At 67.9% G+C, this 15,617-nt stretch carries 12 protein-coding genes; 3 read left to right on the forward strand and 9 right to left on the reverse strand.

Annotated features, from left to right (window positions below; all coding sequences use genetic code 11):
- Nucleotides 1-119: 119 nt before the first annotated feature.
- The 5 genes from GQ464_RS05930 to GQ464_RS05950 all read right to left on the reverse strand — a co-directional run bounded on the left by GQ464_RS05930 (nucleotide 120) and on the right by GQ464_RS05950 (nucleotide 5,394).
- Nucleotides 120-1,124, reverse strand: coding sequence for a ribonuclease Z (locus GQ464_RS05930; protein WP_166977956.1), 1,005 nt, complete (start codon nucleotides 1,122-1,124; stop codon nucleotides 120-122).
- 270 nt (nucleotides 1,125-1,394) lie between these two features.
- Nucleotides 1,395-3,197 (reverse strand): ABC transporter ATP-binding protein, encoded by a 1,803-nt coding sequence (locus GQ464_RS05935; RefSeq protein ID WP_166977958.1) that lies wholly within the window; start codon nucleotides 3,195-3,197, stop codon nucleotides 1,395-1,397.
- Nucleotides 3,198-3,321: 124 nt separating this feature from the next.
- On the reverse strand, nucleotides 3,322-4,422 hold the full coding sequence (locus tag GQ464_RS05940) for a hypothetical protein (RefSeq protein WP_166977960.1): 1,101 nt from the start codon (nucleotides 4,420-4,422) through the stop codon (nucleotides 3,322-3,324).
- Nucleotides 4,419-4,847, reverse strand: coding sequence for a hypothetical protein (locus GQ464_RS05945; protein WP_166977962.1), 429 nt, complete (start codon nucleotides 4,845-4,847; stop codon nucleotides 4,419-4,421). Before GQ464_RS05945 ends, GQ464_RS05940 begins: the two co-directional genes overlap by 4 nt.
- 49 nt (nucleotides 4,848-4,896) lie before the next feature.
- Nucleotides 4,897-5,394 carry an NUDIX hydrolase gene (locus tag GQ464_RS05950; protein WP_228350652.1) on the reverse strand — a complete coding sequence of 166 codons (498 nt, stop codon included), beginning with the start codon at nucleotides 5,392-5,394 and terminating at the stop codon, nucleotides 4,897-4,899.
- A 132-nt stretch (nucleotides 5,395-5,526) separates the two neighbouring features.
- Here GQ464_RS05950 and GQ464_RS05955 point away from each other — a divergent pair, with 132 nt between their 5' ends.
- Together GQ464_RS05955 and GQ464_RS05960 are read left to right on the forward strand one after the other, a co-directional pair.
- The gene (locus GQ464_RS05955) at nucleotides 5,527-6,837 is read left to right on the forward strand and encodes a PP2C family protein-serine/threonine phosphatase (RefSeq protein WP_166977966.1); all 1,311 of its coding nucleotides are present in this window, start codon (nucleotides 5,527-5,529) and stop codon (nucleotides 6,835-6,837) included.
- Between the two features lie 99 nt (nucleotides 6,838-6,936).
- Nucleotides 6,937-7,305 (forward strand): STAS domain-containing protein, encoded by a 369-nt coding sequence (locus tag GQ464_RS05960; protein ID WP_166977968.1) that lies wholly within the window; start codon nucleotides 6,937-6,939, stop codon nucleotides 7,303-7,305.
- Between the two features lie 5 nt (nucleotides 7,306-7,310).
- Here GQ464_RS05960 and GQ464_RS05965 read toward each other — a convergent pair whose 3' ends face one another.
- Nucleotides 7,311-7,928 carry a GNAT family N-acetyltransferase gene (locus GQ464_RS05965; RefSeq protein WP_166977970.1) on the reverse strand — a complete coding sequence of 206 codons (618 nt, stop codon included), beginning with the start codon at nucleotides 7,926-7,928 and terminating at the stop codon, nucleotides 7,311-7,313.
- 153 nt (nucleotides 7,929-8,081) lie between these two features.
- The gene (locus GQ464_RS05970; RefSeq protein ID WP_166977972.1) at nucleotides 8,082-12,110 is read right to left on the reverse strand and encodes a hybrid sensor histidine kinase/response regulator; all 4,029 of its coding nucleotides are present in this window, start codon (nucleotides 12,108-12,110) and stop codon (nucleotides 8,082-8,084) included.
- Nucleotides 12,111-12,461: 351 nt separating this feature from the next.
- Here GQ464_RS05970 and GQ464_RS05975 point away from each other — a divergent pair, with 351 nt between their 5' ends.
- Nucleotides 12,462-13,604 (forward strand): serine hydrolase domain-containing protein, encoded by a 1,143-nt coding sequence (locus tag GQ464_RS05975; RefSeq protein ID WP_166977974.1) that lies wholly within the window; start codon nucleotides 12,462-12,464, stop codon nucleotides 13,602-13,604.
- A 7-nt stretch (nucleotides 13,605-13,611) separates the two neighbouring features.
- Here GQ464_RS05975 and GQ464_RS05980 read toward each other — a convergent pair whose 3' ends face one another.
- On the reverse strand, nucleotides 13,612-14,193 hold the full coding sequence (locus GQ464_RS05980; RefSeq protein WP_228350653.1) for a hypothetical protein: 582 nt from the start codon (nucleotides 14,191-14,193) through the stop codon (nucleotides 13,612-13,614).
- Between the two features lie 56 nt (nucleotides 14,194-14,249).
- On the reverse strand, nucleotides 14,250-15,614 hold the full coding sequence (locus tag GQ464_RS05985; protein ID WP_166977978.1) for an AI-2E family transporter: 1,365 nt from the start codon (nucleotides 15,612-15,614) through the stop codon (nucleotides 14,250-14,252).
- Between the last annotated feature and the right edge of the window lie 3 nt (nucleotides 15,615-15,617).

Raw genomic sequence — 15,617 nt, forward strand, 5'->3', positions numbered from 1 at the left:
TAGGTAATGATACGACGCAGCAGCTTGCCGTCGAGGCGGGCTGCTTCCTGTTCGTCGGTTGGGTGCTGTGCCTGCTGGTCGTCCGCCACGATGTTTCTCGCAACCGCCCCGGGGAGGGATCACCCTCCGGTGCGGCCCCTGCCGGTCGCGTCGTGCGTACCCGTGGCCGGGGCGTGCGTCCGGGGCTCCGGGGTCGGATCTGGCCTTTTCAAAGGGTACCGCCTTAACTCCTCAGCGGCCTCGGTGTTCTCGAAGACGGCCCGGGCTTCCGCCACGAGCGGGGCCGGGTCGGCATACCGGGCGCTGAAGTGGCCCAGCAGCAGCCGGCGGGCCCCGGCGTCGCGGGCGATGGCCGCGGCTTCGCGCGCGGTGGCATGCATCGTCTCCAGGGCGCGGTCCCGGTGGGCTTCCCCGAAGGTGGCCTCGTGGTAGAGCACGTCCACGTCGCGGGCCAGCAGCCGGGCCGCCTCGCAGGGCCGGGTGTCCGTCACGTAGGCAAAGGCCGGTCCGGGCCGGGGCGGCCCGACGACCTCGCCGGCCCGGACCACCTCGCCGCCGGGCAGCGTGACGTCGTGCCCGGCCTTGAGGCGACGGTAATGCACGTAGTCCGTCACCCCGCGGGCCCGGGCCGCCTCGACGTCGAGCCTTCCGGGCCGCGGCTTCGCCTCGAACCGGTACCCGATCGTGAAGACGTTGTGCACCAGCGGCCGCGCCGTCACCACATACGTCTCCGTCTCGAACACCGTGGCCTGCCCGAAGTCCTCGCGCAGTTCGACGAAGTCGACGTCGAACGAGAGCCAGTCGCGGTCGAGGCCCGGGGTGGCATCCAGGGCGGCGGCGAGGCCCTTCGGCCCCACCACGGTCACACCGTCCTGGTAGCGAAGCATGCTCATGGTCGCCAGCAGGCCGGGCAGGCCGTAGAAGTGATCGCCATGGAAGTGGGTGATGAAGATAGCGTCGAGGCGGGGGCTGATCAGCCCGGCCCGCACCATCTGCAGCTGGGTGCCCTCGCCACAGTCGAACAGCAGCGCGTGGCCGCCGTGCCGTAGCACCAGCGCCGAAAAGTGCCGGCCACGCACGGGCATGGCGGAAGCGGTGCCCAGCGGGATGATTTCCGTCTGCATACGCGTTCTGAAACGGTTGCGTGGTGCGTGGTGCGTAAAGATCGCGTGCTACGCTCTACGAAATACGCACTATAGCGTTGGTCCATGCTATTGAAGGCGTCGTTGTGCAGCGCGATGTAGCCGCACCCTTCACGGGTGCGCCCCCTGGCCCACCGGAGAGCCCGGGCCGACGGGACGCGCAACGCGTCCCGGGACGCGACTACACGTGGGCCGTTCGCTAAGGGCAGCCATGCCCTCCATAACCATGACCTCCGCTATACGAAATACGCACTACGATAACGCCGCAATCTCCTGTTCGAGCAGTTGCTTGCGGTAGAGGCCGGCGTAGAAGCCGTCCCGTTCGAGCAGCTCGGCGTGCGTGCCGCGCTCGACCACGCGCCCGTCTTCCAGCACGAGGATGAGGTCGGCGTCCTGCACGGCTGAGATCCGATGGCTGACGATCACGATGGTACGGCGGCCGTAGTGGCGGCGCAGGTGTCCCAGGATGTTACGCTCGGTGTTCACGTCTACGGCCGAGAGGGCATCGTCGAGGATGAGCAGGCGCGGATCGCGGACGAGGGCACGGGCAATGGACGTCCGCTGCTTCTGCCCCCCGGAAAGGGTGATGCCGCGCTCGCCCACGAACGTCTCGAAGCCCTTCGGGAAGTCGCGCACGTTCTCGAGCAGTTCGGCTTCGCGGGCCGCCTCCTCGATGGCCTCGGCCGGGGCGTCCATGTTGCCGAAGGCGATGTTGCCGGCCACCGTGTCGCTGAAGAGGAAGACCTCCTGTGGCACGTAGCCGATGTGCCGCCGCAACACCTCCAGCGGGATCGTCCGCACGTCGTGCCCGTCGATCTCGACGTACCCCTCGGTGGGATCGAGCAGGCGCGGGATCAGCTCGACCAGCGTGCTCTTGCCCGACCCCGTCCGCCCGACGACGGCCAGCGTGGCCCCCGCCGGCACCTCGAAGTCCACGTTCCGGAGCACCCAGGGACCGTCCGGTGTGTAGCGAAACGAGACGTTCCGGAAGGCGAGCGCCCCCTCGATGGATGTGATGCGAGGGTCCGTGCGCTCGTCGTCGGCCACCTCCGGGAGGGTGTCGAAGATGCGGTTGAGCCGGCTCATCGACGCCGAAGCCCGCTGCACCATCGTCGTCACGAACCCCACCGAGGCGACGGGCCAGGTCATCAGCGCCACGTAGATGATGTACTCGGCAATGTTGCCCAGGGTGATGGCCCCGTCGACGACCAGCCGCCCGCCGGTCCACACGACGATGATGGTCGAAAGGCCGACGAGGATGAGAAAGACCGGCTCCCAGGCGGCCTCGACCCGGGTCAGGTCGAGCGTGCGGGCGCGGTAGCGGGCACTCTCCTCCTCGAAGGCCCGGGCCTCGTCTTCCTCACGCGTGTACGCCTTGAGCACCCGGATGCCGGAGAGGGCCTCCTGCACCCGGCTCGTGAGCACGGAATACTGCTGCTGCAGGGCGTCGCTGCGGCTGTGCACCATGCGGGCCACCAGAAAGACCGAAAGCGCCAGGAAGGGCATCGGGATGAGGGCAAAGAGCGTCAGGCGCGGCGAGATAATGAACATGGTGGTCATGGCCATCACCACCACCACGACAGCCCGCGTCACGTACATGATCGCCGGACCGATGTACCGGCGGACCTGCTCGATGTCGCTCGTGGCCCGGGTGATGAGGTCGCCCGTCGGATGACGCAGGTAAAAGCCGAAGGAGAGCGCCTGCAAATGCGCGTAGAGCTTGTTCCGCAGGTCGTACTCGATATGACGCGACGCCACGACGATGGTCTGCCGCATCAGAAACGAGAAAACGCCGCTGCACAGGCTCAGCAGCACGATCAGCACGCCGAAGAGCAGCAGGATCGCGAAGAAGACGGCATACAGATACCCCTGCACGGGTGAACCCCCGTAGACGTTGTAGAGGGCCACCATACGTGGGATGCCGTCGACCGCCTGCCGGACGACGATGGGCACGACGATGGCGAAAGCCGCCGAGGCCATCGCACAGAGCAGGCCCGGGATGAAAAGATGCCGGTACTTCCAGTAGTAGTGATTGAGGCGAGCGAGCGGCCGCATGCAGGGGCGGAACAGGGTTGGACAGATGGCACCACGCAAACGCGACAGGCACGGGGCGGATCCGGTCCGCGCCGATTTCACGGCATCGTCGCCCGTAGGGGGATACGAAGCCCGCCACTGCACCTCACGGGGCCGGCAGCCCGAGCTTGACGGCGAAGGCGCTGACCACCTGCCAGTTGCGGGTCAGGGCGTCGTAGGCCACCCCACCGCCGAACTCGATCCAGGCCCCGCCCATCAGCCGGGCCTCGCCGCCCCCGTTGAAAAGCACCTCCTCCACATGGTCCTGCGCTCCGCCCTGGCGCGTCTCGGCCTGCACCTCCAGGAACACCTTGTAGGCGTTCACCCCGGCGTAGAAGCGGGTGGACAGCGTGGCGGCCACCACGTCCAGGCCGCCTTCGATCGGGTCTCGGGTGAGGCCGCCCCGCCCGCCCACGAGCCATTGGCCCCAGCTCCCCAGCCCCCGGGCATAGGTGAGCCACACGGCGGCTTCGTCGGTCCGCAGGTTCTTCGCCAGCGAGTCCGGGGAAGCCAGGCGCACGGCCACGGCCACGTCCAGGGCCTCCCGGTTCCACCGACGGTCCGCCTGCGCCGCCAGCACGGCACGCACCTGCTCGTTCAGGGCCTTCACCTGCGCCACCTGGTCCGCCGAGAGCACGGTAAGCGGCACCACCCCCGGCTGGTCGTCCTCTCCGGGCGGCCCGATGGCGGCGGCATAGATGGCATTGATCTGTGTGGTGAGGGCAGTGACCCGCTGGATGAGGTCATCGTCCGTCCGGGGATCCGCCTCATCGATCAGGCTGGCGCGCACCCCGAAGGCCATCGCCGAGGGGCCGGCCTCCCCCTCCCCGCGCCGCGTGGCGGCCGAGAGGCGCAGGCGGTACAGCCAGGGCCGTGCCCGGTAGGCCGAGAGGGTCAGATCCTTCCCCCCCACGAGCATGCCCGGGGAGAACTCCACGGCAAAAACCTCCGGGACGGTGACCCCCCCGCCCGCCCCCGTCAGGTCGGCCACGGAGCTGGTGAGCTGGCGCACGGTGGTGGGCCGGAGGATGGCACTCGGATCCACGGCCACCAGGTTGAACGCCGGCGCATCGGGCACGGAGAAGTCGAGCTGGTACAGTGCGGCGGCGTTCGGATCGGGCTGCTCGCTCAGAGAGAAGAGCTGGGCCGGGGCCGGCCGGGGGCCTACGAGCAGGGCCGCCACCGCAAGGAGAAGCAGGCGGATCATGCGGGCACCTCCGGGTCTTCGGCGTCGGCCCGTACGAGCCGGGCGAACAGGTTGAGCGTGACGGTAGGTTCGGTGGTGGTGCCACCTTCCGGATCGGCGGGCACCGACACCTCCCCCAGGACCCGGCCGTCCTGCAGGATCCGCAGCGTCCCACGGTACCGGCGCTCCGGCGGCAGGGGGGCCAGCGTCACGATGGCCTGCACGATCCGCCGGTGGTTGCGCGCGCTGGGCGTAGGGAGGGCGTAGGCGTCGTCGTCGGCGTTGATGAAATTGCCGTGCCGGCGCATCACCAGCACGTTCTGGCCGCGTAACACGGCCGTATCGGCCTCCCACAGGCGGAACTCATAGGAGCCCGGCTGGGCAAAGCCGGAGAGCACCTCGGCAAAGAGCACCCCGCCGTCCGGATCGAAAGGGATATGGTCCATGGTTCGGGTGGATCTGCAGGTTCCGGGGCCGGCGATGGACCCTGGCAGGTCACGGCACGCGCCGCCCGGACGTCCCCACCGTGCGGAGGGCTTCGTCCGGAATTTCCAGTTCGGGGGCGACCCCTTCGCGGAGGAGCCGGCCGGCGAGCAGAAGGAGCCGGCGCTGTTCGGGCCAGGCCAGCAGCGACGCCGCTTTCACCGCCGGCAGCCACCGGAATGCCGCGTGCTCTCCGTCCAGCACCGGGTCTGCCGCGATCTCGGCGGCGAAGGCCGGGATGAGGTTCACCCGGTCGTGACGCCATTCGTAGAACGCATTCATCGAAGGCAGGCACCAGAGGCGACGCGGCCACTGCCCGGTTTCTTCGAGCAGCTCGCGCACGGCGGCCTGCCAGGCCGTCTCACCCGGCGCGATCTTTCCCCCCACCATCCGCCACTGCCCGCCATAGATCCGCCCGGCGGATCGCCGGAGGACGAGAAACACCGGTTCCGGGTTCTTTCCGAGCCGGTACGGGTACACATCCACGACGCGCGAAACGATTTCTGGCATGGTTTTGAGCATGCGGTGCAACCCGTGCCGGCGGCTCACCCCGAAAATGGAGAGGCGCCACGGGGTGTCAAGTTATGAAAAAATCGATACATTGACCGGGACTACCTTCCCCTCTTTACCTGGTGCCGGACCATGGACGACGCCGATCCGAACGGGGCACGGTTGAAAGCCCTCCAGCACGAGAACGCCCGGCTCCGGCGGGCTGTCGAGGAGCTGTCGCTGCTGAACGACCTGGCCCGTGAGATCGGCAGTGCGCACGGCATCCAGGCCATCATGCACACGATCATCCGGCGCTCGTTGAAGGCGGTGCGGGCCGAGCAGGGCGTCATCACGCTCGTCGGGGCCGAGACGGACGACCCCAGCCGCACCCTCATCCGCACGTCCGCCTCTTCGGGCGAGCACCCTTCCTACCGGGCCGAGGGCCAGTTGCTCGGGTGGATGCACCTGCATCGCAAACCCCTGCTGATCAACGACCCGGCCGGCGACCCGCGGTTCCGGGGCACGGCCTGGCCGCCCGGCATCCGGTCGATCCTCTGCGTGCCGTTGCTGGCCCAGTCCCACCTCGTCGGCGTGCTCACGGTCTACAACAAGAAGGGCGGGGCCCGCTTCGACGCCGAGGACCAGCGGCTGCTGACCATCCTGGCCGCCCAGTCCGCCCAGATCATCGAGAACGCCCGCCTCTATGAAGAGGAGCAGCACCTCCAGCGGCTGCGCGAGGAATACCGCCTCGCCCACGAGATCCAGCAGTACCTGCTCCCGGACGAACCGCCGGAGTTGCCCGGCTACGACCTCGCCGGGCTGACGCGCCCGGCCACCGAGGTCGGCGGCGACTACTACGACACCATTCCCATGGACGCGCACCGCGTGGCCCTCTGCGTCGCCGACGTCTCGGGCAAGGGCCTGCCGGCCGCCATGCTGATGGCCAACGTGCAGGCCACGTTGCGCTCACAGAGCCTCCAGCGCCGGGCCCCGCCCCGCGAGATCATCCGGAACGCCAACCGGCTCCTGTGCCGCAGCATCCGGAAGGGCACCTTCGTGACGCTCTTCTTCGCCGTGCTCGACCTCCGCACGCACCGCCTCACCTACGTCAACGCCGGCCACAACCGCCCCCTGCTCCGCACCGCCGGCGGGCGCCTGACCGAACTCGGCACCGGGGGCATCGTGCTCGGCTTCATGCCCGAGTTCGACTTCGAGGAAGACACCATCCCTTTCGGTCCCGGCGACACGCTCCTGGCCTACTCGGACGGCATCACCGAGGCCATGAATGCGGACCGGGAACCCTTCGAGACGGAAGCCCTGGCCGCGCTCCTGCACCGCCACGCCGGCGAACCCGCCCGGTGCCAGATCGAACAGTACCTCGCCGCCGCCGACCATCACGCCGGGCATGCCGCCCAGTCCGACGACATGACCCTGCTCGTCCTCCGCCGCCGGCCCCATACATGAACCCGAACGCACTTTCCCGTTACGGTGTCTTGACTCCGGCCCGTCTTTCCCGTACCGTACAAAAGTTTGATTTTCCGAAACCTGACTTACGGGGCTCCCATGTCCTTCTCCATCGATGAATCCTATCACGCCGTCGTGATCCACATCAAAGGTAAGTTCCTCGGCGCGCTCGAAGAGACCGCTTTCCGCCAGGCGATCGACGACTTGAAGAAAAAGGGCAAGACCCGCCTGGTCATCGACCTCTCCAGGGCCGACCTGCTCGACTCGACGGCCATCGGGTTGCTCATCGGAACCCTGACCACCATGCGACGGGCCGGCGGCGACGTCCGCCTGGCCGGCCTCCAGAACCGGGTCAAGAACCTATTCCTCATGACGCGCCTCCTCGGCCCGGTCTTCGACGACTACGAGACGGTCGAAGATGCCCTGCGAAGCTTCGAGAGACAACCGGAGGCGCCGGCCGAGACCTGAGGCGTTCAGGCTTCCCCGTCCCGGTCCTCCCCCGGATTCTCCGGCAGCTTCGGTGCATTCGGGTCGAAGAGCATCCCGGTGCACAGGCAGTACTGCCGCTTCGTCCGCGTCAGGATGTCGTAATTGGGACAGCTCTGGCAGCCCTGCCAGAAGACCTCGTCCTGGGTCAACTCCGAGAAGGTGACGGGGCGGTAGCCCAGTTCCGTGTTGATCTTCATGACGGCCAGGCTCGTGGTGATGCCGAAGAGCTTGGCCTCGGGATACTTTTTCCGGGAGAGCTGGAAGGCCCGCCGTTTGATGCGCTTGGCCAGGCCCATCTTGCGGAATGCCGGGGCCACGATGAGGCCGGAGTTGGCCACGTACTTGCCGTGCTCCCACGTCTCGATGTAGCAGAAGCCGGCCAGTTCCTCCCCGCACAGGGCGATGATGGCCTTCCCCTCTTCCATCTTGGCCCGGATGTATTCCGGTGCGCGCTTGGCGATGCCGGTGCCCCGCACCCGGGCGGCTTCCTCGATGAGCTGCGAGATGGCCTCGGCGTAACGAAAGTCCTGCGGGCCGGCCTCGCGCACGACAATGTCCAGGGTCTTCGGGGAAGAAGCGGCGGTCTCCGTCTCGGGCGTCATGGAATCGGGGTGGTGGAGGGTGGTAGGAGCACGGGTACGTGATGCGCTTCAACACGGAAGCCGGAAGGGCGGTTTCGAACCGGAAGCGCTTCTGAAAAAAAAGGAGGGGCGGGGTGGTTTCGGGTTCCCCGCTTCCGGTGCGTCTCCGCCGCCTCATGCCTCCGGCGTGCCGGCGTCGCGGCGGGGCGCACCGGCAGGGTTCCGGCCCGTGCCGTCCGGCGGCACGACCCCGGCCGGCTGCCCGATCCAGTGTGCGAGCACCTGGGCCAGCTCCTTCTGTTTGAACGGCTTGGCGATGTAGTCATCCATCCCGCTTTCGAGGCAGCGCTGGCGTTCGCCTTCCATGGCGTTGGCCGTCATGGCGACGATGGGGATCCGGGTCCCGGCGGGTTCGCGCTCGCGAATATGGGCCGTTGCCTCGAAGCCGTCCATCTCCGGCATCTGGATATCCATCAGGATGAGGTCGTAGTCGGCACGGGCGAGTGCGGTGAGGGCTTCCCGGCCATGGGAGGCCACGTCGGCCCGGTAGCCGAGGCGGTTCAGGTGGTGGACGGCCACTTTCTGATTGACCACGTTGTCTTCGACCACCAGGATGCGCCCTTTTTCCGCCCGGGAGGGGGTGGGTGCCTTGTCGGTCGCCGGCACCTGTCCCCGGGGCGCCATTTCCTCCGGGTCCGGTCCCTCCACCAGAGCCACGAGCTTTTTGAACAGGTAGGACTGCCGGGCCGGCTTGTTCATCGTGGCCTCGATGCCGATGCGGCGGGCGGTAGCCTGGTGTTCGGTATCCAGGTACGAGGTCAGGAGCAGGATCCGCGTGGCCGCCAGGCGCGGATCCTCCTTGATGCGTGCCGCCACTTCGAGCCCGTTCATCTCGGGCATCATGTGGTCGAGGATGACGAGGTCGAAGGGGTGTTGCTCCACCGCCTCGGCCCGCAGGATCGCCAGGGCCTCCGGGCCGCTCGCAGCCAGCGTGGGCGCCATGCCCCAGGCTTTCGTCTGCAGCTCCAGGATGCGGCGGTTGGTGGCATTGTCGTCCACGATCAGGACGCGCCGGCCGGTGAGCCGGCCCGCCGTGCGCCCGTCTTCCGTCGCCTCGGACTGTCGGCGCAACCGCACGGTGAAGGCAAAGGTGGATCCTTTCCCCACCTCGCTCTCGACCCCGATCTCGCCGCCCATCATCTCGACGAGTTGCCTGGAGATGGCCAGCCCCAGGCCCGTACCGCCGTAGCGGCGGGTGGTCGAGCCGTCCACCTGCGAGAACGACTGGAAGAGGCGGGCACGGCCTTCCGGCGAGATGCCGATCCCGGTATCCTTCACGGCAATGCGCCAGCACACGGTGCGCCGGTTCATCGACAGCACCTCGGCCCGGACCACCACCTCTCCCCGCTCCGTAAACTTGATGGCATTGCCGAGCAGGTTGGTCAGCACCTGGCGGAGACGGTGCGGATCGCCCAGGACGGCCGTGCCCTCCTCCTGCACGTAGCAGGCCAGTTCGAGCCCCTTGGCCATCGCCCGGGGCGCCAGGAACTCGACGCTGTCTTCGATGACCTCCTGGAGGTCGAAGGCGACCCGCTCCAGCTCCAGCTTGCCCGCCTCGATCTTGGACAGGTCCAGGATGTCGTTGATGATCGTCAGCAGCGCCTCGCCGCAGCGGTTGATCGAGGCCACGTACTCCTGCTGATCCGGCGTGAGCGGCGTCTGCAGGAGCAGTTCCGCCATGCCGATGACGCCGTTCATGGGGGTGCGGATCTCGTGGCTCATGTTGGCCAAGAACTCGCTCTTGAGCCGGCTGGCTTCGACGAGTTCCCGGTTGGCCCGCTCCAGGTCTTCCTTGACGCGGGTGAGCTCGTCGAGCGTGGTCTCCAGGTGGGCCTTCTGGGCCTGCAGGGCGGCGGTGCGTTCCTCGACGAGCCGGGCCAGCATCCGGTTGTTCGCCTCCACCTGGTAGACCCGGTACTTGTAGAACCCCCATCCCACCAGCCCCAGCACCAGCGCAGCGAGCGACGTGAACCACCACGTCTGCCAGTAGGGGCGGGCGATCTCGAACGAGGCCGTCGCCGGGACGGACCAGGCCGAGCCATCCTTGCGTCCCTGCACCTCCAGCGTGTAACGGCCCGGCGGCAGGTTCGTGAACCGGATGTCCCGGCCGGCCAGCGGCCGCCAGGTGTCGTCGTAGCCGGCCAGGCGATAGCGCAGGTGCAACTTTTTCTCGTTGACGAATGACAGCGCCGCCACCCGGGCCTGGAGATCCCGCCGGTGGTAGGGAACGTGCACCGCCTCCTCCGGCGAGAACCGCTCCTCGCCCAGCGTCAGCCAGCGGATCAGGATGCGCGGTGGGTCCCCGTAGCCCAGGTCGTACCGGGGGAAATAGTGGCTGAGTCCGTTGGCCGTTCCGAACCAGAGCGTGCCGTCGGTGTCGGCCAGGAAACCGCCGGCGTTCGATTCGTTGCTGGCGTACCCTTCACGTGGGCCGTAGTTGACGAACGTCTTGCCGTCGAAGCGATCTACGCCGCGGGCCGTGCCGATCCAGACGTTGCCCTCGGCATCGACGCCGACGGAATAGACGGCGTCGTGAAAGAGCCCGTCGTCGGTCGTGTAGGTCCGGAAGGTGTTACGGGCGGGATCGTAGACCGTGATGCCGTAGGAGGCGTGATAGCCGAACCAGAGGCGTCCCCGCGGGTCTTCGGCCATGAAGTAGGGTTCGTTGGCGGCGAGCCCGTCGGCCACGGTGAACGTCCGCCAGGCCTGCCCGTCCCAGCGGGAGAGGCCGTGGTCCCCGGAGATCCAGACGTTGCCCGCGCGGTCGACCAGGATACGGGCGTCGGAGAAGGACTGCCCGGGCACCTCGACGCGGGTGAAGCCACCCGGGTCGCGGCGGTAGACCCCGTCCCGCTGCACCCCCACCCAGAGCCGCCGTTGCTGGTCTTCGGCAAGCGCCATCACACTGCCGGTGGACGGGAAGTCTTCGGCGACATGGAAGCCGGTCCGATCCCGGTAGCTCAACCCGCGCAGGGTCCCGATCCAGAGCGTGCCCCGGTGATCGACGAGGAGGGAACGCACGAAGGCGCTGCTGAGCCCGTCGGCCTCGGTGTAGGTGTGCCAGCGCCGGCCGTCGAAGCGGTTGAGCCCCCGCTGCGTGCCGACCCACAGGTCGCCCTCGGGCCCCCGGACGATGGGCCGGACGTTGTCGGCCGCCAGGCCGTCCTCCTGCCGGTAGTTGACGAAAGCGCGCCCGACGAACTTGGCGAAGCCGCCGTATCCGCCCACCCAGAGGCGGCCCTCGTGGTCTTCCAGGAGCGCGCTGACCCCGCCGAACGGCAGCCCGTTCTCCGGCCCGATAAACCGCACCCGGCCCGCCTCGATGGCGGCCAGGCCGCGGATCGTCCCGATCCACATCGTGCCGTCCCGGCCCGGCTGCAGTGCCCGCACCGGCAGCCCGACCAGCCCGTCCGCCTCGGTATAGACACTCACCGGCTCGCCCGCCTCGAGCACCACCACCTGCTCACCGATCCCGACCCAGAGCCGCCCGTGTGCGTCCTCGGCCAGCCGGTGCACCGGCGCCCGGGCCAGGCGCCGGTGCCGGTGAAAACGCCCGCCCTCCCGGTAGAACAGTCCCTCGGGCGTGCCGACCCAGAGCCGGCCCCGCGCATCGAGCTGCAGGGCCGTGATGCGCCCGCCGGGCACCTCCCGGACGTGCTCAAACGCGCCCTCCACCATGCGGGCCAGCCCGTCGCCCGTGCCGATCCAGAGGACCTGCCCGGCGTCGAAGGCCAGCGCGTGCACCTGCTTGTCCGGCAGACCGGCCGCCTCCGCATAGGTGTGAAACGTATCCGGCGGCACGAAAACGCTCAGCCCGTTGTTCGTACCGATCCACAACCGCCCGGATGCATCCTCCAGCAGGGCATTGATCCAGTCGCTGGCCAGCCCCTGCCGGATGCCGAAAACCTCAAAGGCATACCCGTCGAAGCGGTTCAGCCCCGCCTGCGTGCCGATCCAGAGATACCCCGCCCTGTCCTGCAGGGCCACCTGCACGCCCAGCTGGGACAGCCCGTCGTCCCCCGTATAATTCCGGAAATACTGCTGCTGCGCTGCCACCGGACCGGCAGCCAGCCCCCAGAGCATGATCCCCACCAGCCAGCTTCCCCACCCGCTCCGATGGATCCATGCGAATCGCGCGTTCATGGTTTCGTCTCCGTTGCAGACCAGACGACCGCCCCGTTGCGCTGCGCAACACGAAGGGGAAGCCAGGCCGCGGACCTGACAAAATACATACCCCTCTTGCGCTTCCCTCCTCCGGGCAACGGGCCCGTCCCCGCCCCCACGATGCGACGGCCCGCCTGAAGCCCCGAAAACGCGGTTTTACGCGCCGTATCCCACACCTTGCATGCAGCGCCGTCGGTGCTCGCCCCCTTCCCGGGCACCGTGTTATATTGTTTTTCTACGCGAAAAAAAGACCGGAAAATTTTACCGGAACAACGGGGAACGGGCCACTGGCGCCCCTGCTCCGAAGACGACACAACCCCCACGATTTCAATGACCCGGACAACCCTTTCTCCCGAGGCCGGGACCCTGCCGCCCGGCTTTGCGGCAGCCTGGCGGCAGCTTGCCGGCGAGCACGCCCGGGCACTCCGTGCCGCCGGGATCGTAGGCGGCGGCCTTGCACTGGTGCGAGGAGAAACGATCCTGGCCGCGACGCACTACGGCCTGGCCGACCGCGCCACCCGCCGCCCGACGGACCTCCACACGATCTACCACTGGGCTTCCGTCACCAAGACGTTCACCGGCATGGCCGTCATGCAACTCCGGGACCGCGGGCGGCTGCACCTCGACGACCCCGTCGTCCGCTATCTCCCCGAACTCCGCGCCGTGCACGACCCCTTCGGCAGCCTGGAAACCGTCACGCTGCGGCACCTCATGACCCACAGCGCCGGCTTCCGCGGCCCCACCTGGCCCTGGGGCGGCGACCAGCCCTGGCACCCGCATGAACCGGCCACGTGGTCCCAGCTCGTAGCCATGTTTCCCTACACCACGCTGCACTTCGCCCCGGGCACGAAAACATCCTACTCCAACCTCGGGATTGTCTTCCTCGGCCGCATCATCGAAATCCTGACGGGCGACGACTACGAAGTGTACATCGACAAAAACCTCCTCAGGCCGCTGGGCATGTACGCGAGCTACTTCGACCACACGCCCTACCACCTGCTTCCCCACCGCTCGAACAACTACGAATACATCGACGGCACTCTCCGCGAAAACGGGCTCGACTTCGACACGGGCATCACGGTTTCCAACGGCGGGCTGAACGCGTCGCTGGCGGACATGGCCCGGTACGTGGGGTTCCTCCTGGGGGCCACCGCACGGCAGGACGTCTACGAGGGGGTGCTCCGGCGAAGCTCTCTCGAAGAGATGTGGCGGCCCCACTACGAACACGGCCGGTTCGGCCCGTACCGCGAGTCCGTGGGGCTCACCTTCTTCCTCATGGAAAAGGAGGGGATGCGGGTGATCGGGCACACCGGCGACCAGAAGGGGTTCCGCGCCCTGCTCTACGTGGACCCGGCCCGGCAGGTGGGCGTCCTGGGCACGTTCAACACGGAGACGCCGCGCACCAAAGCCGTGCTGTTCGCGCTGCGGGAAGCCCTCTTCGACCGCATCCTGCCGCTGTTCGAGCCCGGTTGACGCCGTTTCAGGCGACCCGCATCGTCTCGCCGGCCGGCACGCGTACCCGCACCGCCAGGTGATCTCGCAGGTGCAGGGTGTCGGCGGGCCGCAACCCCAGCACCACGGGTCCTTCGGCCGTCCGGATCAGCAGCAGCGGGTCCTCGAGGCGGTTGACGAAGGCCCGCGTGGCCGCATAGCGCCGCTCGTGCCGGTGAAAACGCAGGGCGGAGATCGTCTCGACGCCCCGGATCTCCGCGTAGGCGAGGCGGCAGACCTCGCCGCCCTGCTCGACGCACAGCCCGCCGGCCCCGGCGGTGATCCGGATGGCAGGCCGAAAGCCCAGCACACAGGTACCCAGGCACACGAGCAGCAGCCCCGGCTGCGCAAGCCAGAAGATCGTGCCGGCCGTGCCGCCGGCCCGGATCGTCTCATGCAGCAGGGCCCAGGCCAGGTACTGAGCCAGGATCAACGCAAGCAACACCCCCGCAAGCCCGACGATAAAGCACGCCTCGGCACGGCGCGCATCGCGCACCCTGCGGCGAATCGCGCACCCCAGCAGCGATCGGGTGGGGTCAAACCGGCGTGGAACGACGTACGACAGTGACAAGGCAGGCAAAAGATGGTGGCGGAACGTTTCGCCGGCGGGCCGTGCATCGCCGCGGTTCAGGTCTCCGGCGGCGTCTCCGGTGTGCCGGCTTCGGTGGGTTGCACGGGCGGGGCGGACGTTTCAATCCCATCCTCCGCCGGCAAGCCGCCTTTCGACCGGGCGCCCCGCACATAATCCCCGTAGGCTGCCAGGTCGATGGTCAATTCTTCCCGGTAGGCCTGATAGGCCGCCACGATCAGGGCTGTGGCGGGCACGGCGATGAGCAGGCCGAGGATTCCCATGAAGAAGCCGAAGACGAACAGCGCCAGCAGGATAAGCACCGGATGCAGGCCCACCCGCTGCCCCAGGATGTTGGGCGTAAGCACACTCTGCTCCAGAAACGACTCGCCCAGCAGCACCGCCACTACGATCACCAGATCGACGACCCCCCCGAAGGCCAGTGCAATGAGGCCGCCGATGAAGTAAGTGATGATGATCCCCAGGTTGGGAATCATGTTCAGCAGCCCGGCCAGTAGTCCGATCAGCAACGCGAACGGCACACCGAAGAGCAGCAGGGCCAGCGACACCATGGTGGCGACGATGGCGCTGATGGTAATCTGCCCCCGCAGGTAGTTCCCCACCACGCTGCCCGCCTTCAGCAGGTAGTCCCGTCGCCCGCCGAAAGTGGGAAACAGCTCGATCAGCCGGGCCGTGATGAGGGGATAATCCTTGAGGGTATAGAAGAACAGCACGGGGATGAGGGCGATGATGGTCACGAGCCCGATCACCGAGCTGAGCGACTGCACGACCTCCTTGGCCGCGTTGGGGATCCCGCTCGCCAGCGCCGTGGCCTGTTCCTGAATGACCTGCGTGAACTGGCGGATCAACTCGCCTTTGTCGACCAGGCCGGCGGCCTCCAGCTGATCGAGCAGGGCCAGGTTGAGCAACCACGCACGCAGGTTGCCCACATTGCCGAGGATGCGCGTGGCCAGCACTTCGAGCTGGCCGACGATGCTGGGCACGAGCATGAGCACAAAGAGCGCCACGACCCCCACCACCAGCGCCGTCATCACCAGCGCCGATACCCACCGGGGAGTCCGCAGCCGCGCGTGCATGAAGTCGACGGCCGGGTTGCACAGATAGGCCAGCAGGTAGGCCACGGCGAACGGCAACAGGATGACGCTCAGCTCATCCACGAGCCAGAACACCAGCAGGAAACCACCGGTGAGCAGGAGCGCCCGGGCCGCGCGATGCGCCCGCAGGGGCCAGAGCAGGATCCCGAACGCCGCGGCGACGATCAGCGGGTTGAGGAAGTCCCGCATCAGATAGAGCAGCACCAGGAAAAGCGCCAGCCCCCCGGCCAGCAGCGCAACCTCCGAAGCGGACAGCGGGGAGGCACCGGCAGAGGAACGGGCCGGCTTTTGAGCGGAAGCGTCGTCCATGGC

The sequence above is a fragment of the Rhodocaloribacter litoris genome (assembly GCF_011682235.2).
GTDB classification, from domain to species: domain Bacteria; phylum Bacteroidota; class Rhodothermia; order Rhodothermales; family ISCAR-4553; genus Rhodocaloribacter; species Rhodocaloribacter litoris.

Coding starts and splice junctions, on each gene's coding strand:
- GQ464_RS05930 (WP_166977956.1), bottom strand. CDS start 1,124: ATGCAGACGGAAATCATCCCGCTGGGCACCGCTTCCGCCATGCCCGTG.
- GQ464_RS05935 (WP_166977958.1), bottom strand. CDS start 3,197: ATGCGGCCGCTCGCTCGCCTCAATCACTACTACTGGAAGTACCGGCAT.
- GQ464_RS05940 (WP_166977960.1), bottom strand. CDS start 4,422: ATGATCCGCCTGCTTCTCCTTGCGGTGGCGGCCCTGCTCGTAGGCCCC.
- GQ464_RS05945 (WP_166977962.1), bottom strand. CDS start 4,847: ATGGACCATATCCCTTTCGATCCGGACGGCGGGGTGCTCTTTGCCGAG.
- GQ464_RS05950 (WP_228350652.1), bottom strand. CDS start 5,394: ATGCCAGAAATCGTTTCGCGCGTCGTGGATGTGTACCCGTACCGGCTC.
- GQ464_RS05955 (WP_166977966.1), top strand. CDS start 5,527: ATGGACGACGCCGATCCGAACGGGGCACGGTTGAAAGCCCTCCAGCAC.
- GQ464_RS05960 (WP_166977968.1), top strand. CDS start 6,937: ATGTCCTTCTCCATCGATGAATCCTATCACGCCGTCGTGATCCACATC.
- GQ464_RS05965 (WP_166977970.1), bottom strand. CDS start 7,928: ATGACGCCCGAGACGGAGACCGCCGCTTCTTCCCCGAAGACCCTGGAC.
- GQ464_RS05970 (WP_166977972.1), bottom strand. CDS start 12,110: ATGAACGCGCGATTCGCATGGATCCATCGGAGCGGGTGGGGAAGCTGG.
- GQ464_RS05975 (WP_166977974.1), top strand. CDS start 12,462: ATGACCCGGACAACCCTTTCTCCCGAGGCCGGGACCCTGCCGCCCGGC.
- GQ464_RS05985 (WP_166977978.1), bottom strand. CDS start 15,614: ATGGACGACGCTTCCGCTCAAAAGCCGGCCCGTTCCTCTGCCGGTGCC.